We start from the raw sequence: 19,266 nt of genomic DNA, 5'->3' as shown, positions 1-19,266 counted from the left end.
AAAGATTCAACCGCTCCCCTAGGGGCAAACGGCCGTTTGCCCTAACCAATTCATGCCTAAACTCCCTAATGCCCAATGCCCTTTTGCCCTGATGCCGGAAACCCGCTGCCTCAAACCGTCCTGGGCGAACGGGGCTCGTGGTAACGTCTAGGCATACTGCCGCTGAGGTGCCTTTGTGTTTGCCGTTGCCCTAAACGCAGATTCCCCGTCCACCTACCTGCTGACGGATACCGACGCCGACGCCCGCCTGGAGCTGGTGCCCGATCGCGGCGGTTTGGCCACCCGCTGGCAGATAGGGGGCCAGGATATTTTTTATTTTGATCGCGATCGCTTTGCCAACCCCGAACTCTCAGTGCGGGGCGGGATTCCCATCCTGTTCCCGATCTGCGGCAACCTGCCCGACCACCAGTACCGCCTGGGCGATCGCACCTACAGCCTCAAGCAGCACGGCTTTGCCCGCGATCTGCCCTGGCGGGTCACCCACCAGGACGTCACCGAGGCCGCCAGCCTCACCCTGGAACTGACCAGCAGCGAGACCACCCTGGCCCAGTACCCCTTTGAGTTCAGGCTGGCGTTTACCTTACGGCTGCGGGGCCACAGCCTGGAGCTACAGCAGCGGTTCACCAACCTGTCGACCCAGTCGATGCCCTTTTCCACCGGACTGCACCCTTATTTTCTAGTCAAAGATAAATCTCAGCTGACGTTTGAGATTCCCTCAACGGAGTTTCGCAACCACCTGACTGGCGGGGTAGAGCGCTTTGATGGCCAATTCGACTTCGACCAGGCCGAGATCGATCTGGCCTTTCAAGGGCTGACGGCGACGACCGCCACGGTCACCGATCGCAACCTGGGGCGACAGCTCACCCTCTCCTGGAGCGCCGACTACACCAAGCTGGTGTTCTGGACCGTGCAGGGCAAAGACTACTACTGCCTGGAACCCTGGACGGCCCCTCGCAATGCCCTGAACACGGGCGAAAACTTGTCCATCATTGACCCCCAGCAGAGCCTGGAAACTACGGTTCAGATGGCGATCGCTTTCCTGTAGTACCGCCGTCTCCTGCGGTTCTGGCTGACCAAATTCGGGGATCGCCCGGCTTGGAGTGATCCCGGACGACAGTCAGGAGGCAATGAGATCCGTTAAAATGTGCTTCGGCCTGGAGGGATTTACCCACCGAGGCTGCTTCCCTGCACCGTAGCTGGTTCTATGACCCAACTCAACAACGGCATCACGCTATTTTTTAGCCTGCTGGTCGAAGCCATGCCCTTTCTGCTGCTGGGGGTGATTTTTTCCAGCGTGCTGCTGCTGTTTGTCGATGAGCAAAAGCTGCTGGCGATGATGCCCAAAAACCCAGTCCTGGCGGCTTTGGCAGGTGGCTTGATTGGCTTTATGTTTCCGGTGTGCGAGTGCGGCAACATTCCGGTAGCCCGACGGCTGCTCACCAAGGGGGCCCCCACGGCGGTCGCGATTGGGTATCTGCTGGCCGCGCCCACGGTGAACCCGATCGTGTTTTGGGCCACCTGGATTGCCTTCCGCGACCAGCCCGAAATCGTGTTTTTGCGGGTGATTTTCACCCTGATTGTGGCGGTGACCATCGCCTTGATCTTCAGCACCCAGGCCGATGTGCGGCCTTTTCTGCAGGACAACCTGACCCGCGCCATGGGCCCGGAGCCTGCCGTCGAGACGGTGGCGGCTCCCGAGGTGTCACCGCTGCTCAAGTCGGGCACCTTTTTGATGCAGTCGCCGGGACAGGTGCTGCAGCTCGATGCCCCCCCGGCCCAGGTGCTGGCCCAGGTGGCGGCCGCCCCGCCGCTGGTGGACCGACTGCGGATGATGGTTGACAACATGGTGCTGGAGCTGCGGGAGTTGGGCGCCGTGCTGGTGATCGGTAGCGCGATCGCCGCCTTCGTGCAGGTGGCCGTGCCGCGGGAGATCATTTTGAGCCTGGGACAGGGCCCGGTCACCTCCATCGTGGCGATGATGGTGCTGGCCTGGGTGGTGTCGATCTGCTCTACGGTGGACTCGTTTTTTGCTCTATCCTTTGCCTCCACCTTCACCAGCGGCGCGCTGCTGGCCTTTTTGGTGTTTGGCCCCATGATCGACCTCAAAAACATCAGCCTGCTGCTGACGGTTTTTAAGGGCCGTGCCATTATCTATTTGTTTGTGCTGGCGGCGCAGCTGACGTTTTTGCTGACCCTGGTGATGAACCTTTACACGGGCTAGCCCCACTTTGCCCTGACGGCAAATCACCCTGGCCATGGAGCCAGCACCCCAGGCTGAGTCAAGACGTTGAGACGATGTAACTGTAATCGACTATGACCTCTATTCCCCAGGCGAACGGTCCCCAGGCCAACGGCTCTCGTCGCCCCTCCCGCCGGCGAGCGGTGCCCTGGCAGGCTCTGATTGATGCCACCATGCTGCTGCTGTGGGGAGTCATGCTGCTGCGGTTTACGGTGACCGGCAAGCTGTACCTGCTGCTGCACCCCGACTACATGTGGCTGGCCCACCTGGCCATGGTGCTGCTGTCGGCCATGGGGGTGGCCCGCCTGGTGCAGGTGGGGGTCAGCTACCGCCAGCGCCGGGGCCTGGCCCCCCGCAGCCAGGAGCACATCGCCCTGCTGCCGCGCCAGATCAGCACGGCGCTGCTGATCGCCATTGCCGTGTTTGGGCTGATCTATACCCCCCGCCCCTTCACCAGCGAGACTGCTTTTCAGCGGGGCATCACCGATGTGCTGGGCCAGACGCGATCGCGGCCCCAGCGATTTTCCCTGGGCGGCGACACCGAAGATCGCACCATCGTCGACTGGGTGCGCACCCTCAACGTGTACCCTGAACCCACGGCCTACACCGGCCAGGGGGCGCTGGTGAGCGGGTTTGTCACCCACATTCCCGGCTGGCCCGAAAACTACTTCATGATTTCGCGGTTTGTGCTCACCTGCTGTGCCGCCGACGCCTACCCGGTGGGGCTGCCGGTGGAGCTGCCGCCGGGCACCGCTCGCCCGGATCCCGACACCTGGCTGGAGGTCAAGGGCACCATGCAGACCACCACCCTGGACGGCAAGCGCCAGCTCGCCATTGGCTCGGCCAGCCTGACCGAAATTCCTGAGCCTCGCACTCCCTACGAATACTAGCTATGGCCCGCAGACAATCCTCCCGCTCCCGCCGCTCCCGTTCGCAACGGTTCAACCAACCGCTGGATCGCCTGGCCCTCATCGCTATGGCCTCCCTGGCGGTGGTGCTGGGGCTGCTCATTCTCTCGGGCGACCATGCCACGGCGCGGGTGCGCGAATTCACCTGGCAGGACCGTCAGGTGGGGGCCGAAGACCGGGCCTTTTTGATCACCTTTAGCCGCCCAATGGACGTGGCCAGCGTGGAGCAAAACCTGACCATGGATCCGCCCCTGCCGGGCAAGGTGAGCTGGGCGGGCCGACGGATGGCCTACACCCTGACCAACCCACCACCCTACGGCGAATCCTTTACCCTCAGCCTGGATGGCGCCCGCGATCGCTACGCTGTCCGCAGCGGCCGCCCCAGTCGGTTCGAACCCTTCCAGGCGCAGTTTCAAACTCGCCGGCGGGCCTTTCTGTACATTGGCACCGAGGGCGACGAAGCCAATCGTCTGGTGCTGGCCGACCTGGCCCGCCAGGAGCGCACGATTCTCACCCCCAGGCATCTCTCGGTGCTGGCCTTCAAGCCCTACCCGCTAGGGGACCGGGTGCTGTTCTCGGCCAGTGACGCCCGCCAGGAAGGCGGCTTACTCAACCAGCAGCTGTACACCGTAACTACCGGGATTGCCCCTCGCCCCCCAGTCGATTTCATGGCCGATCCCCCTCCCTTCTGGCGGCGATTCATGCCCCAGGGGGCACCGCCCGTTTCCGGGGAAACCACCCTGGTCCTCGACAACCGCGACTATCAAAACCTCAAGTTTGACCTGTCCCCCGACGGTACAACCATCGTGGTGCAGCGGGTTAACCAGCAAAACCCGGCCGACTTTGGCCCCTGGATCCTGCGGGACGGAGCACCGCCCACGCCAATAGAAACCGAGCCCGGTGGCGACTTCTTAATTGCCCCCGATAGCCAGTCGCTCCTGCTGCTGCAGGGGCAGGGAACCGCCATCATCGACCTGGGCGGGGAGCCCACCAGCGGCCCCCGCCAACCCCTCGACTTTTTGCCCAACTATGGCCGAGTGCTGGATCTGGCCGCCAATGGTTCAGCGGCGGCCATGATCAACTTCAACCAAGATGACCCCGAAAAGCGCTTCACCGAGTCGCTGTTCTTAGTCACCAACCAGGGGCGTGAAGAGGAGCTATTACAGGTCAGCGGATCGATTTTAGATGCCCAGTTTGACCCCACTCGGCCCGTGCTCTACGTGCTGGCCAGTGAACTGGTCGATGCCCCGGCGGACAGCGGTTCTCTGGAGGCCATCGATGCTTTCGTGGAGCAGCCTCTGCTGCTGGCCGTTGCCCTGACCGACGGTGAGGTCAGCCCCCTGCTGCGCCTGCCCCTGCGCCAGCGCATTCACCTCAGCGTGGCCCCCGACGGGCGATCGCTGCTGCTGGATCTCCAGCATGAGTCCAGCGCCCTGGACTCGGCCCAGGCCCCCAGGATCTGGAACCTGCCGCTGATTGACCCGGCCCCCGTCAGCGATGCCTCCCTGAAGGCTGGCGCTGACCGACCTGAGACAGCGGAGGGCTCGTCCCCTGGGCCGGAGGCGGCCGACGTCACGGCCCTGGAGGATGAGCAGGAGAATGCGATCGCGCTGCCGACCGTCATCGACCCGGAGACCTTTCCCTTCAGCGGGCTTCAAGCCACCTGGCTACCCTGACCTCAATCGCCTATATCCCGACTGACAATGCCCGACCACTGCACCTGCTTTTCACCGGTGCGGCGGTAGGAAAAGAAGCGATTGGGGTCTTGAAACGTACAGTGGGGGGCAATCGCCACCTGAGCTTTGCCCAAGCCCAGGTGCTCTAGCTGTAGGGCATTGGCCTGTCGCACATCCAGGCGCACCTTGCCAGGAGCAGAGTCGGCCAGCAGCGGCGACTCATGCCGAGTGAGGAGCTCTGCCACCACCGCTTCGTCCGCCGCCTCTGCCCCGGTCTCCGGCACCAGGGTACGACCCACGGCGGCGGCCACATCCACAGACACCTGATAAACCGCTCCGGCGATCGCTGGGCCAATCGCCACGACCAGGTCCTCCGGGCGGCTGCCCTGGGCCTGGAGCCTGCCCACCGCCACGGGCACAATGGCCTGGGCCGTGCCGCGCCAGCCCGCGTGGACCGCCGCCACCTGCCCGGTGGCGCGATCGCCAATCAGCACCGGGCTACAGTCCGCCGAGCAGACCCAGAGGGCCTGGCGGGGGCGATCGCTCAGCAGCCCATCGGCTTCTGCCCTGGGGGAGGCCGATTCGGTGGTCGCCGGGTTGGGGAGGTCGGCGGGGGTGAGCACGCGATTGCCGTGTACCTGCTTCACCCGCTGTACCGCCGCATCGACCGCCAGCGCCGCGGTCAGGGTCTCTGGGGCCTGGGGCCAAAACTGTCGAGTAAAAAATCCGTGGGACCAATCGCCCAGCAGGTCACAGGTCAGAAACTCTTCTCCCTGCCAGGTTTGCCAGTGCCAATCCGCCATACTGCCCCCTGGGTTGGTGGTGATCCCTGTACGATGCTACAGCGATCGCCGCCCGCCGCCAATCGCGATCGCCAATGTAGAGAAGCGATTAAGTTTCAGCGCTGGTTTATCAAGTTCTATTTTGGGGTCGGCCAGCAATGCCCCTAAGCGTTTTTAGGGTGGTAGCGTGGTCGGTATCAACAACCACTTATTTTGATGTCTATGCCAGCCCCAGCGAGGGAGTTTTCCCTTGGCAAAGTTCTCCCGCTGGGTTTGGATTTCGCTTATTTATATAAACTCCAGGACTAGCTATAGGTGACTCTAGAACGACTCCGCCAGGCGGTTGCGCAGCCTCCAGAAACCCTGGGAATCATGCCCCGCTATCGGGCATTGCGGCCGCGGTTTTGCCTCCACTGGGTTGAGCAAATTGACTCCACCAACCGAGCCCTGGCCGACATGATGGCGGCGGGGGCCCCCGCCGGTACGGTGCTGGTGGCAGCCACCCAGCAGGCGGGGCGAGGGCAGTGGGGGCGGCAGTGGGAGTCCAGTCTGGGGGGGCTGTATCTGTCCCTGGGGCTGAAGCCCGACCTGCCTGCGTGCCGCAGCCCCTACCTCACCCTGGCCAGCACCTGGGGAGTGGCAACCAGTCTGGCCAACCTGGGGCTGCCGGTCCAGGTCAAGTGGCCCAACGACCTGGTCGCCAAGGGCAAAAAGCTGGGGGGCGTGCTGGCCGAAACCCATCTGGAAAACGGCCGGGTGCAAACGGTGGTGGTGGGGCTGGGGCTGAACGGCTTTAACCCGGTGCCGGCTACGGGTATTTCTGTTCAGCAGCTAATTCAGCCGGAATCGAGCCCCGCTGTCCTGAATACCTTGGAGAACCTGGCCGCGATCGCCCTCTACGGCCTCATGCAGGGGTATCTCCACTGGCAAAGCCAGGGCGACGATGCCTTCCTGGTCGACTACCATGCCTGCCTGGCCAACCTCGGGCAGGGGCTCACCGTTGGGGGGCGGGCGACGGAGGTTGTGGGCGTAGCCTTGTCGGGAAATCTACGGGTACGGCTAAAGCCCTTACACGAGAACGTACCAGCGGACAAGACGCTGGAGATTGAACCAGGTGAAGTAACTTTGGGCTACAATGCGTAGCGGTTGATTATGGTGAAGAAAAATAACTTAGAGCCTATTCAAACGTTTAAACTTTCCTCCGCCTATCCATCGGTAGCCTGGCTACAGATAGCGATGCTGGTTGGCGGTATGGGACTTGCCCCCAGTGGGCTAGCCAATGCGGAAACCGCTGAGGCCTCCGGCTCCTCTGAGTCCCCGTCAGAGCCTTCCCTGACGGCCCAGAAGCCCGCTGAAACCACCGCTGATTACCTTTCCCCAGGCAGCAGTAGTGCTCATCGGCCAAGTTCCCAAACGACTCTAAGTTTGCCTTCGCATGCGGTAGCGAGACCTGAATTTACCCCCCAGCGTCCCGCCCCGTCAGCCGTTGTGACATCCTCCCCCGCAGCGAGTTCGCCGATGTTCTCTCCGGTTCCCCCTCCTCCTCCAGCGGCTATTACCGTTACCATTCCGGCTACGCCTGCGGCCCCCACGATGGCTGAGAGCTTGCTGAAGCCCGCCGTTGCCACGATGGCCAACGACGCTGTCGCTGAGCCACCGGCGGCGGTTCCAGCCCCAGCCCCAGTGGCTCCGGCCGCCCCCGCCGCCCCGGCAATGCCCACCACGGTTGTGCCCGAAGCGATCGCGGCCGATGAGTCGGTGCCCGCTGGCTACAACAGCGTCTTTATCGATCCCACCGAGTACGGCCTGGGGGCGACCCAGGCCCCGGTGGCACGGCCCAACGGCTCGCCCAACGTGGTGTTCTCAGAGCGCAGCAGCGGCTGTCAGATCACTGTGGCGGGGGGGCAACCAAGCTCCAGCGCCGCCTGCAATGCCGCCGCCGCACCGGGCCAGAGCACCGCGGGCGGCGGCGGCGGCCAGGGCGAAATTCGAGTTGGCCCCATCGCCGTCAGTTCCCAGGGGGTGCGCTTGGGCAGCACCACGATTGTCAGTCGTGAGGCCCTCAACGAAAAACTACGCCCCCTCAATGTGCTGCGGCGCGGCAATGAAGAATATGTATTTCCGCTGTCGATACCCGTCTCTATCTCTTCGCTGTTTGGCTGGCGCATGCACCCCATCCATCAGAGCTGGCGGTTCCATGCTGGCGTCGACCTGGCTGCCCCCATGGGCACGCCGGTTCTGGCCACTCGGTCCGGGCGGGTGTCAGTCTCAGACTTTTTGGGCGGTTACGGTCTGACCGTTATTCTGCGGCACGGAGACGGCAGCCTGGAATCGCGCTACGCCCACCTATCTCAGCTGGCGGTCAAGGCTGGGGAGTGGGTTGAGCAGGGTGAGGTAATCGGTCTGGTTGGCAGCACGGGTGCCTCCACGGGACCACACCTGCACTTTGAGCTGCGTCAGCTCACCGCGGAGGGCTGGGCCGCCGTAGACCCCATCGAAGTGGTGGAATACGGCCTGGCCAACCTGCTAGAGCTGATCGACAATCCTCTGCTGGCCCTGGGCCGGGCCGGGGACGAAGCTGCGGACACCGAAGTGGGCCTCCCGGCTGACTATCCCTTCCGACCGGCCCAGCCCAATGCCAGCTAAAGACAGGCCGGGCTGGACAAGCTACCCCCGTGGGAGCCGGGGGTAGCGGCTGTGGGTTACGTCTTTGAGCACCAGGTGCGATTCCACGAAACCGATGGCGCTGGGGTCGTGTATTTTGCCAATGAGCTGGTGATATGCCATAGCGCCTACGAGGCGTCCCTGGCGGCGGCGGGCATTGACCTGAGGGCGTTCTTTGGGGCCGAGACCCTTGCCTACCCAATAGTCCATGCCAGTGTAGATTTTCGTCGGCCCCTACACTGTGGCGATCGCGTTGCCATCCACCTCGCCCCCACCCGCCTCGACGACAGCAGCTTTGCCATCCAATACCAGATCAAGCGCCAGGAAATCGTGGCAGCCCAGGCCCAAACCCGCCACGTGTGCATTGCAGTCGCCAGTCGCGATCGCTGCCCCCTGCCCGCCGAGATGACGGGCTGGCTCGACCGCTGGAGCGAGGGTCCATCGCTGGTTAGGGCAGAGGATAGCTAGAGGGCAGGGAATGGAAGGAAGCTGGCAGGAGTGGCTGTTTGTGGGGGGGTACGTGGGCTTTTTAGTGGCGATCGCCGTTCTGGTGCTCCGCTCTGGCCCCGAACGGTAGCGGCTACCGACAGCCTACGGAATCGCAGGTGGCTACCTCGGTGGTCAGCTTGATGTCGGCCCCCGGCTGCCCTTCCGTCGGTTTATCAACCCGCTGTCTGACGGGTTGAGCCGTTTAAACGATTTTTAAAGTTTGCCGTATTGTTTCAGTAAATTCTCGGTGGTGTTCCCCTCAAGTCGACGCCCCTCCGATAGGCTGGTTACAAGCGCTGAAAGGGCGGCTTTGCTTTTAAACGTAAACGTCAGATAGGCGTCTCCTGATGGGGTTTCCCCCGGCTTCGGTCGGGGGTTTTTGTTGGGGGAAGATCGTGCCCTGAAGCAGGTGCATCGTCATCGTTCAGCGCCAGGGGCTAGCTGGGCAATCTGGAATGAGTGAACCCCAGCTTCTAAGTTCAGTGAGCACCTGGGGACATCTACCGTTGACGCTGGGCAAGCTTTACTACATGTACCTTCAGATGACATCCCAGATGGGTATCCTGGCCCTGGCGGCAACTGTCAACGCCCTCGTGACCAGTATGGCCTGGCACCGGCGAGGGGCCGCCCTGGCCCGACAGTACTTTGCGCTGATGATGGCGGCAGCGACGTTCTACGCCGCTGTAGCCGCCCTGGAGGCGGCATCGGTCGCCCTGGAAGACAAGCTATTCTGGTCCACGCTGGAGTACGTCGGCACCGGCGGTATCACTATTTTCTTTGTGCTGTTTGCCCAAGCCTACGTCGATGGGCGATCGCGGTTTACCCTGCGCCCGCTACTCTGGCTGAGCCTCTGGCCCTTGCTCAACATTCTTTTGGTAGCCACCAATCCCTGGCATCGGTGGGTCTGGACCGAGGTGGGGCTGGCTGACCCGCCGAGCAACATGGCTATCTACAACCACGGTCCTGGCTACGGGTTTATTCTGGTCTGCCTGGCGCTCTATAGCCTACGGGGGATTCAGCTGCTGGGCCGGGCGACCTTCAGCGGCGGACCGCTGCACCGACGGCAGGCGCGATGGCTCCTGGCGGGCGCAATGGCCCCCTACCTGGGCGCTGCGATCTACTCCCTGGATCTGTCCCCAGCAGGCCTTAACCTGACCCCAATGTCGTTTGGGGCCACAGGACTGCTGTGCTTCTGGGGGCTGTTTCGCACAGGGGTCTTCGAGGCGGTTCCCATTGCCCGCGAAACGCTGGTGGAACACATGAGCGACGGTGTCATTGTGGTAGACCTGGAGCACCAAATTGTCGATATCAATCCCCAGGGGCGATCGCTGACTGGGCTCCAGAGCAGTGTGGTAGGGCGATCGCTCCACAGGGCCCTGGCCAACCTACCGCAGCTCTTGCACCACTACAACCAGGGCACCGAAACACCCCTGTGCCTCTGGATTAATCCTCAAACCGCTGGCTCCCGCAAGGCCAGCCCCCAACGGGTAGACCCTGGCCGTCCAATCCACATTACAGTGCGCATATCGCCTTTGAGAGACTACCGAGGTGAGGCTCAGGGCCGTCTGCTGATGTTGCACGACACAACTCAGCAGTATCTGTCGGAGCTAGAACTGCGTCAGGCCAATACCCGCCTCAGCCACCAGCTACAGGTGATTGAACGTCTCCAGGCTAAGCTCAAAACCCAGGCCAGTCGAGACCAACTCACCGGGCTCTTCAACCGTCACCACCTCAATGAAACCCTGCCCCAGGTTCTCCAGCAGGCCCACCAGGAAAGCTATTCTGTAGCTCTTGTCATGCTCGACATCGACCATTTCAAACAGGTTAACGACACGTTTGGGCACCGGGCTGGCGACCTGCTCATTCAGTCCTTCAGCCAGATTCTGCGGGCTCAGGTAGACGGAGACAGTAGCCCCTACCGGCTGGGCGGGGAAGAATTTTTGCTGATTTTGCCTCGCCAAACCCTAGCGACTGGGCTACAGCAGGGCGATCGCATTCGTCGTGCCTTTGCGGCCGCCGCGGTACCCTGGGAAGGCACAGACATTCGCACGACGGTCTCTGGCGGCGTCGCCAGTTTTCCCGACCACGGTATCCACCCAGACGACTTGCTCCACACCGTCGATTTAGCCCTGTACGCGGCGAAAAGATCGGGTCGCGATCGGATTGTCTGCTTCAATGCCCCTGTCCACCGGCTCGATCCGGTCTAGGGGCGGTGATCCATCCGCTCAACCAAGAAGCCATGAAGAAAACACTGGTTGCTTATGTGCCGGGCATTGGAATGAAGACAAGTGCCTGGAATCCACTGATTAAACGGCTACAGAATGAACTCAATGATGTCACAGATTTAGGAGAAATAGAGTGGGCTGGATGGAATCATGGCTGCCAGCCGCTAAGTGCTATACCCCTGATGACTGTCTCCCAGCGTTTTTGTGATTGGCTAGATTCAAAATGGTTTACCTCGGGTGGCTACGAAAAGATTATTTTGATTGGTCATAGCATCGGAGGTATTATCGCTCGCCAAGCTTACCTACTCTCAACAGGCATAGAGCCAGGTAGACCGGCTTCAGATTGGTGGAAGGCAGTTGATAGGTTTATCTTGTTGGCTGCGGTTAATCGAGGCATCAAGCCCAATCGTCCTTGGCTTAAAATTTACGATTTACTGCTTGAACTACTCAGCGCAGTATCCCTCGGCAAAAAAATGACGGGTCAGGATGGGATGTTCGGCAGTGAGTTCATCACAAACCTGAGACTGCAATGGATAAAGTTCATGGCTTCCCTCCCCGATGAAGCAGTCCCAACAGTTGTTCAAATCTTGGGAAGAGATGACAGTGTTGTAACGAGGGATGACAGCATAGATTTAGAGCAGTTTCCCCATGCCTTTCATATTCCTGTACCAGAAGTGGGGCATGGAATTTTGCCGTTAATTGAACGGGGCAAAAATGGGGAGCTTAGATTTCAAATTTTCCGAGATTCTATTTTGGGCTTAAACCTATCTAAGCGATCCGAAGAAACGAAGAAGCTTTTACGCAAAAGGAATGTGGTCTTTATCCTGCACGGGATACGGGCTTCAAATCGTGGTTGGGTCAGTCAATTAGCTGAGCTTATTGAGCAAACGCTACCCGACACTGAGGTAATTCAATCGAGCTATGGGTATCTATCAGCCCTTGAGTTTTTGCTTCCCTGGCTTCACCGCCGTCCGCTACGTTGGTTTCACAACAAATATGCAGACTATTTTGCAGCCAACCCAAATGCAAACTTCTACTTTATAGGTCACAGCAACGGAACCTATATTCTAGGTCATTCTCTCCTAGAGCTAACAGGTATGCAATTTCAGAGAATTATTCTGGCGGGCAGCGTTTTACCAACCAACTATCCCTGGCGTGAGATTTACAAGCGAGGCCAGTATAAAGAACTCAGGAATGATCAGGCCAATCTAGATTTCCCGGTTGGCTTTTTATGTGGTGGTCTGAATGGTCTTGGCCGCAAAGATATTGGCAAAGGAGGGTATGAAGGCTTTGAGGACGACGACAATAGTATTTTTCAGTACGCCTTCCATGAAGGAGATCATGGTGCTGCCCTCCACAGAAACAATCTGGTTAGCTTCTTGGATTTTATTATCAATGGAAAAGATGCATCTAAACCTGCCAATCTTGCTGAAGAAAAAGAAAAGTTCAGCCTTCTAACCAGGGTTGCCCCATGGATTTTCAGAGTCATTGTCCTAGTGTTGATCGGCTTGTTCGCCGTTTCTATAATTACGCAGTCCGTGCTGCTATTTTGTGTTTTAGTCGGTGCCTTAGTCTTTATCGGAATAATTTTCAAAGTACTATAATTCCATACAAAAAAGCCTCGACCTACAGAGCCTTGGTGAGGCTGAAAACCCGGATAGTCCGGATTCAGATGCTGGTTTTTGGGAGTGAGTAGACTAGAAGGTGATCCAGGCGGGTGGATTGGTGAGCCAATACGGGGTGAGACAGGAAGTTTCCTGGTTGAAGTAAATCTCTAGCAGATCGTCTTCCCTTGGGTTGTCGCTGGTGCCAATGGTTGCTCCACGGGTAGAGCTTTCAACTTCCCAGGCAAAGTTTAACTCTCGCCAATCCCCTGAACACCGAACTGTTGGAGGCCCAGAGGTGGCACCACTCGCTGTACCCTTTACGGGGTCTTTAGATGGGAAGTTACCAAAGGCGGCTTCAATTCAGTAGCTTCTACCTCGTTGGAACAGACCTGATGCAATGACAATGTTGCTGTTGTAGCCGTAGCAAAAGTCGGCCCCAATTGGAATCGTGAATCCTGGCTCAGCGGGACAAAGATGTCGGTCCAGGGCTGGGGCAGGTAGAGTTCTCCCCGATAGCATTTCAGCGGCGTGGTGCGCGGGATCTGGTTAATCTGGAACTCAGCTTAGGTAGAGGCTGAGGTGGTGGGCAGAGGCCTAGAATCTTGGGAGCTGATGAGAGTGCGATCGCTCTTAACCAAAACGCTGACAACAAAAGCCCCCAGCGCGATTCCCCTTCGGGGACACGGTGTGAACACCGGGGGCTGAAGTGAAATTTTTCCTGGGCTAGGGTACCAGGCTCCCCTTGGTTATTGGCAAGAGTTCACCAATGTTCTGCCAGTCTGGGAATTGAGACCATCCCCAACCAATAACTAAGCTGTCACCAACTCAGCATGTTCAACCCGAGTCCCCAGAACCGTCAAAAATTCAGCTAACCACCGGGGGTGAGCAGGCCAAGCGGGAGCTGTCACCAGGTTGCCGTCAACAACGGCCTCAGTAACAGGCACCTCAGCATACTTTCCGCCTGCTGCATTCACGTCTGGGCCGCAGGCTGGATAGGCAGAGCAGCGTTTGCCATTGAGCACTCCAGCAGCGGCCAGGAGTTGAGCCCCATGACAGATAGCCGCGATCGGCTTGTTGGCCTGGGCAAAGTGCTGAACAGCAGCGATCACATCATGGTTGAGGCGGAGGTACTCTGGGGCGCGGCCACCAGGAATGACCAGAGCATCGTAGTCAGCAGGATTTGCATCAGCAAAGGTGGCATTCAGAGTAAAGTTGTGCCCAGGCTTTTCAGAGTAGGTCTGGTCGCCCTCAAAGTCGTGGATGGCCGTGCGTACAAACTCACCGGACTTTTTGTTTGGGCACACGGCATGAACGGTATGGCCCACCATCTGTAGTGCCTGAAAGGGTACCATCACCTCATAATCTTCAACGAAGTCACCAACCAGCATCAGGATCTTAGCCACCATGGTCTGTTCTCCTTGAATGAGTTCATAGTGAACATATCTATGACGGTAGGCCAGCCGATATTTTCTCTGGAGCACTGGCAACAAAGTGTAATCCCCGGTTGGATTCAATCAAAGCTTTACCCTGCGATCGCCCGCTGCCTGGAACACAGCCTTTGATGGAATTTCTAAGCCAGAGGAAACGCCACCTTTGCTATTCCCTGGGCCATCGGTGACTATCGGCCCTGATCTCTTTATACTGACGGAGTTAAATTGCTCGACTGGTGTTTCCTGGTAACCAAACCAGAAACTCCGGCTATGATAAGTTCACATGATCTAGTACCCCTGTCCTGTGACTGAGTCTGCCACCGCCCCCTCAACCACATCCGCCAGTGCCCCTGGGCTGCCCCGCCAGCGGTGGCAGGTGGCAACGGCCAATGCCCCACTGGCGGACTCCCTGGCCCAGGCGACCGGGCTGTCGCCCTTGCTGACCCAGGTGTTGATCAACCGGGGCATCACCACCCTGGAGCAGGCGACCGATTTTCTCGATCCGGAGCGGCAGCAGCTGCCCTCGCCCCTGGCGGAATTTCCCGACCTGGCGGCGAGCCTGGAGCTGCTGGTGGAGGCGATTACGGACCAGCGGGCGATCGCCATCTGCGGCGACTACGATGCCGACGGCATGACCAGCACCGCCCTGCTGCTGCGAGCGCTGCGGGCACTGGGGGCCCAGGTGAGCTACACCATCCCCAGCCGCATGGCCGAGGGCTACGGCATCAATACCCGCATTGTGGAAGATTGCTGCGCCGAGGGGGTGAGCATTATTCTCACGGTGGACAACGGCATTGCGGCGGTGGCTCCGATCGCCCGCGCCCGCGAGCTGGGCCTGGCGGTGATTGTCACCGACCACCACGATGTGCCGCCTGAGATTCCCCCGGCCAACGCAATTTTGAACCCCAAGCTGTTGCCGGAAACATCGCCCTACCGGGGAGTGGCGGGGGTGGGGGTGGCCTACATTCTGGCGGTGTGTCTGGCCCAGGCCCTGGGGCGTACTCAGGATTTGACCGGGCCACTGCTGGAGCTGTTTACCCTGGGCACGATTGCCGATCTGGCCCCGCTGACGGGGGTAAACCGCCGCTGGGTGCGGCGGGGGCTGGGGCTGCTGCCCCGATCGCGGTTGTTTGGCATTCAGGCGCTGATTCAGGTGGCGGGGCTGGCCGACCAGAGCAAGCCGCTCAAGCCCGAGCACATTGGCTTTCGCCTGGGGCCGCGGATCAACGCCGTGGGCCGAATCAGCGAACCGCAGATTGTAATCGACCTGCTCACCACCGACGATGTGGGGGTGGCCCTGGAGCGGGCGATGCAGTGTGAGCAGATCAACGGCACCCGCCAGGACCTGTGCCAGAGCATTGAACAGGAGGCGATCGCCTGGTGTGAGCAACAGCGGGCGCTGGGCACGGTGGATATTGAGCGCGATCGGGTGCTGGTGGTGGTGCACCCCGGCTGGCACCACGGTGTAATCGGCATTGTGGCCTCGCGGCTGGTGGAGCGCTACGGGGTGCCCGTCTTCATTGGCACCTTTGAGGACGACGACCACAAAGTTATTCGCGGGTCGGCCCGGGGTATTCCCGAGTTTGACGTGTTTGCCGCCCTGCAAGCCTGCCACGACCTGCTGGAGAAATTTGGCGGTCACCGGGCGGCGGGGGGCTTTTCGTTTTTGGCTAATCGCCTGCGCCAGGTGACCACGAGGCTGTCCCACTACGCCTGCCAAACCCTGACTGTGGATCTGCTCAAGCCCCTGGTCAAAATCGACAGTCAGGCCAGCTTGGGGGACATTGACCAGGGCCTGTTCGACCAGATCGACCACCTGCACCCCTGCGGCATTGAAAATCCCGATCCGGTGTTCTGGACGCCCAACCTGCGGGTGCTAAAGCAGGAGACCGTGGGCCGCAACCGCGACCACCTGAAGCTGGTGCTGGGGGACGCGAAGGGCGACGCCACGATCAAGGCGATCGCCTGGCGCTGGGGCGAGTACTATCCCCTGCCCGATCGCCTCGATGTCGCCTACAAACTGAAGCAAAACGAGTGGCAGGGCACCACCAGCGTCGAGTTGGAGCTGGTGGGGGTGCAGATAGCGGCGGGGGCCACCTCTACAACCTCTAGCGCCAGGGCGGCTTCTGGCTCGACCCCGGCGTTGCCCACCCGGTTGGCTGGGCCATCGCTGCCCAGGCTCTCGGTTGGCCGGGGCGTAGCCCCCATTGCCCCGCTGCAAGAGTCGAGGGACGCGGTCGGCTACGACGCTGAAACTGCCGAGCTGCCTGGGGAAAGTCCTGCTCCAGCAGAGCCTCTCACCGCTCCATCGCCCCCGGAAGTAGGGCCAGAGACCGCCGCCGCCCAGGCCCTAACCGCCGGACCAGCCGCCCCTGCTAGCGCTGAGTTCACCTTCAGCAACCGCCGCTACGCCGCCGCCACCACCACCGTCGCCGAGATCGCCACCCTGACCATCAGCAACCCGGAGGGGCAGCGGCTAGTTGTGAAGCGGGGCGACCCCCAGGGATGGCTCTATCCCCCCGGCGAGGCGGCCAAACCGGTTGACCTGAGCGAGCCCCACTACGGCAATCTGGTGCGGGCCGGGGCGGCGGCGGTGGAGCTGCTGCAGCTGACCCAGCAACTGGCCGCAGCCGAAGCGCGTCTGGCCGAGCAGGAGGCCCTGCTGGCCCAAAAAGACGCGCAGCTGAGCGCCCTGGAAGCTGAAAATGCGGCTTTGCTAACGGCCCGAACCCCAGCTACTTCGCCACCGGAGACCGTGCAAACAAACTCCCGGCAGGCCGAGAAAGCCGCCTTTTTGGCCGCGCAGGTTGAGGCGCTGCCGGAGCAGCCTGCGGCGGCAGCCCACCTGCCCGTGCCGCCCCCTGCTCAGCCCCCTACTCAGCCAAGGCCGCCGATCGCCACCCCCCCCGCGCCATCGCCACCAAGTTCGCCTGCGGTGGTCAGCAAACCGCCGACGGTAACAGCGCTGCCCCTCGACGAGGCCCGACAGCAGGTGCGCCAGACCCTGAGCGATCGCGTCTGGTTTTGCCTCAGCGCCGAGAGCCAGACGGATCTGGCCGTGGCCATCGCCCACCTGGCCAACGCCAGCGATGCCGTCGCCGACCCCACCGTGGCCAGGCTGGCTACGGTGGTCGAACGCGAGCTGTTGCAGCCCCTGCTGGCCGACTTTGCCCGCTACGGGGACGAAACCGGCGATCGCGACCTGGCAGCCCTAGCCAGTGAGTTGTCCCAGGCGGCGAGCCTGGCGGTGCTGCCGCCGCTGCTGAGCGAAACCTGGCGATCGCTCACCGCCAAAGCCCTGACTGCCAAAGCCAAGCCTCGCAAAAGCCTGCACGAAACCACCCACGCCGACACCGGCGACACCCCGTTCCCCATCGACGACAGCCACCGGGTCATGCTCGACGAATTTCTCCAGGGCTGGGACCACCCCATCGCCCGCTGGCTGACCGGGGGCGGAGCCGAGGCCGCCTCAGACCTGGCCCAGGTGGCACAACTGCAGCAGGCTAGCAACTCGCTGCCCCTGTGGCAAGGGCAACTGCTGCAACAACTGGTGCTGGGCCAGCGGCAAAAAAAGGGAATTTTACAGAAAATTTTTGGTTGACCTCCCTGATCCTACGGTTGCTCAGGGTAAGGTGGTCTGAAAGCTGTGCCTGCCCCCGATGGTCAACCTGCCCCTTAAGCCCCAGTTTTTGCTTGTGTGCGGCCTCTCGGCGGCGCTGGTGTCCTGCACAGGCGAGGGCCAGGGCAGCGGTGGGCCCACCCGCTTTGTCAGCATTCAGCCCATTCAGGTGTGCGACGACATTGGCCTGTTCTGCGCCGACCTGGCCACCTTTGAGGAAGCCACCCGCAAAATCTGGGCCCAGGCCAACATCGACATCAGCTTTCTGGCCCCCAACCGCCTGAACGCCAGCCGCTTTCTCTCCATCGACAACCAGAACGAGTTTGCGGAGCTGTCCTTTGCTGGCGGGGCCGGAGCGTTTGGTCGCCACCCCCTCTCCACCCGCACCTCTGGCCCAATCAACATGTGGTTTGTGGAGAGCATCTTTCCCCTGGATGGGTTTGACACGCTGGGGTTGGCCTGGATTGGCCAGAACGGCATTATCATCGATGACGCTATTTTGACTTTTAATAACGGCCTGGGCCGCCTCGATACCGTGGCCCACGAAATTGGCCACAACCTGGGCCTTACCCACGAAGGGTTTGGGGCCGGGGGGGCGAACAACCTGATGACTGACGGCGGCTTTCGCAATTCGCCCAGTTCCATCGACGACATCACCCCCGACGGGGCCAACCTCGATCGCCTCACCAGCCGTCAAATCGAGGTGGCCCGCAGCAGCAGCCTGACCCGGGCCAATCCAGCTCTGGCGGCAGACGCCCCCCCGGCAGCGCCCCCCGCTCCACCCCTGCTGACCCCAGATGCGGCGATCGCCTCCCCCGACGCGCTACCCCCCAGCGCCACCCTGGCCGACCCGCCCCCGGTCACCTACCTGGCCCTCCTGCCCGAAGCCACCTTTACCGATCCTGCGCCCCCGCGGCCCATTCCCAACGGCCCCGCCATGGGCCTGGGGACGGCGGCGCTGCTGGCGGGGTACCTGCGCTGGCAGCCCCGGAGGCCGAAGTGCTAGGGGTACTGATCGGCGGCATTCTGGGGGGCCAACTGGCGATCGCCCCTCCCCCTGACCTGCCCCGGCCCAATCTCTACCTGCTGTCGCTGCCTATGCTGGGCCGAGATGCCATTCCCCACCCGCCCCTCCTGCGCCACGAAGCGTCACCCGCCGGGGCCTACCACCTGATTTTGACCCTGGAGCCAGATCCATCCGGTTCCCGGCACACCACAGCCAGCCTGTTTGCCTCCACGGGCGATCGCTGCCAGCAGGTCTGGTCGCACCCCCTGCCCCACAGCTACGGCCCTCGCCTGGCCCTGGTGACCGACGCCGGCACCGTCGTCCTGCTGGACGAGTGGATCAATGTGGCCACCCCCCGCGCCATTGTGGTGATGGGGCACGATGGCACTGTCGAGGTCGAGTCCAGCTTTGACGACATCGTGCGGGTCACGGGACAAACGCGCGGGGCGGTGGTCGAACAGGCCGCCCAGGGCTTTTGGATCAGCGGCCCGCCTACCCTGGAACAACCCGGATCTCGGGTTTCTATTCCTACCGCTGGGGGGAAGCTCGTCCTCGATCTGGACAGCGGAGAACTGACGTTTGAGGTGGGAATGTCCACCCCTGCGAACCCTGGATAGGGCT

Annotated in this window: 14 protein-coding genes; 12 read left to right on the top strand and 2 right to left on the bottom strand. The window is 61.4% G+C overall.

The features are described 5' to 3' along the window. Nucleotides 1–175 precede the first annotated feature (175 nt). The 4 genes from NF78_RS24405 (at nt 176) to NF78_RS24390 (ending at nt 4,823) form a co-directional block, all read left to right on the top strand. Nucleotides 176–1,045, top strand: coding sequence for an aldose epimerase (locus tag NF78_RS24405; RefSeq protein ID WP_035984211.1), 870 nt, complete (start codon nt 176–178; stop codon nt 1,043–1,045). Nucleotides 1,046–1,204: 159 nt separating this feature from the next. Continuing rightward, nucleotides 1,205–2,221: a permease gene (locus tag NF78_RS24400; protein WP_035992513.1), complete on the top strand. Its 1,017-nt coding sequence runs from the start codon at nt 1,205–1,207 to the stop codon at nt 2,219–2,221. Between the two features lie 92 nt (nt 2,222–2,313). Further along, the gene (locus NF78_RS24395; RefSeq protein WP_035992511.1) at nt 2,314–3,129 is read left to right on the top strand and encodes a TIGR03943 family putative permease subunit; all 816 of its coding nucleotides are present in this window, start codon (nt 2,314–2,316) and stop codon (nt 3,127–3,129) included. A gap of 2 nt (nt 3,130–3,131) precedes the next feature. Beyond that, nucleotides 3,132–4,823 (top strand): hypothetical protein, encoded by a 1,692-nt coding sequence (locus tag NF78_RS24390; RefSeq protein WP_035992510.1) that lies wholly within the window; start codon nt 3,132–3,134, stop codon nt 4,821–4,823. A 2-nt stretch (nt 4,824–4,825) separates the two neighbouring features. Here NF78_RS24390 and pgeF read toward each other — a convergent pair whose 3' ends face one another. After that, entirely contained in the window at nt 4,826–5,626 is an 801-nt protein-coding gene (gene pgeF, locus NF78_RS24385) for a peptidoglycan editing factor PgeF (protein WP_035992508.1), read from the bottom strand. 294 nt (nt 5,627–5,920) lie between these two features. Between pgeF and NF78_RS24380 the strand changes: the two genes are divergently transcribed. From NF78_RS24380 to NF78_RS24360, 5 genes are all read left to right on the top strand, one after another. Further along, nucleotides 5,921–6,748, top strand: coding sequence for a biotin--[acetyl-CoA-carboxylase] ligase (locus NF78_RS24380; protein WP_156119951.1), 828 nt, complete (start codon nt 5,921–5,923; stop codon nt 6,746–6,748). Nucleotides 6,749–7,123: 375 nt separating this feature from the next. Beyond that, on the top strand, nt 7,124–8,251 hold the full coding sequence (locus NF78_RS24375) for a M23 family metallopeptidase (protein ID WP_225885410.1): 1,128 nt from the start codon (nt 7,124–7,126) through the stop codon (nt 8,249–8,251). A gap of 51 nt (nt 8,252–8,302) precedes the next feature. Continuing rightward, nucleotides 8,303–8,737, top strand: a complete 435-nt coding sequence (locus tag NF78_RS24370) for an acyl-CoA thioesterase (RefSeq protein WP_035992503.1) — start codon at nt 8,303–8,305, stop codon at nt 8,735–8,737. A 476-nt stretch (nt 8,738–9,213) separates the two neighbouring features. Next, a complete protein-coding gene (locus tag NF78_RS24365; RefSeq protein WP_081972894.1) occupies nt 9,214–10,965 on the top strand; it encodes a histidine kinase N-terminal 7TM domain-containing protein in 1,752 nt (583 codons plus the stop codon). A 32-nt stretch (nt 10,966–10,997) separates the two neighbouring features. After that, a complete protein-coding gene (locus NF78_RS24360; protein WP_035992498.1) occupies nt 10,998–12,587 on the top strand; it encodes a lipase family alpha/beta hydrolase in 1,590 nt (529 codons plus the stop codon). An 812-nt stretch (nt 12,588–13,399) separates the two neighbouring features. On the opposite strand, the gene NF78_RS24355 is transcribed toward NF78_RS24360, so the two are convergent. Further along, entirely contained in the window at nt 13,400–14,071 is a 672-nt protein-coding gene (locus tag NF78_RS24355) for a DJ-1/PfpI family protein (protein WP_263970711.1), read from the bottom strand. 253 nt (nt 14,072–14,324) lie between these two features. Here NF78_RS24355 and recJ point away from each other — a divergent pair, with 253 nt between their 5' ends. Genes recJ through NF78_RS24340 form a run of 3 tightly spaced genes read left to right on the top strand, consistent with a single transcriptional unit; the run spans nt 14,325 to nt 19,262 of the window. Next, the gene (gene recJ / locus NF78_RS33105; RefSeq protein ID WP_035992495.1) at nt 14,325–17,621 is read left to right on the top strand and encodes a single-stranded-DNA-specific exonuclease RecJ; all 3,297 of its coding nucleotides are present in this window, start codon (nt 14,325–14,327) and stop codon (nt 17,619–17,621) included. Nucleotides 17,622–17,679: 58 nt separating this feature from the next. Beyond that, nucleotides 17,680–18,645 carry a zinc-dependent metalloprotease family protein gene (locus tag NF78_RS24345; protein WP_035992494.1) on the top strand — a complete coding sequence of 322 codons (966 nt, stop codon included), beginning with the start codon at nt 17,680–17,682 and terminating at the stop codon, nt 18,643–18,645. Beyond that, nucleotides 18,639–19,262, top strand: coding sequence for a hypothetical protein (locus NF78_RS24340; RefSeq protein WP_035992492.1), 624 nt, complete (start codon nt 18,639–18,641; stop codon nt 19,260–19,262). Before NF78_RS24345 ends, NF78_RS24340 begins: the two co-directional genes overlap by 7 nt. Nucleotides 19,263–19,266 lie beyond the last annotated feature (4 nt).

It is taken from the genome of Leptolyngbya sp. KIOST-1, from assembly GCF_000763385.1.
Classification (GTDB): Bacteria; Cyanobacteriota; Cyanobacteriia; order Phormidesmidales; family Phormidesmidaceae; genus Nodosilinea.
The sequence above is the reverse complement of the archived record's forward strand: the minus strand, read 5'-3'. Positions and strand labels throughout refer to the sequence as shown.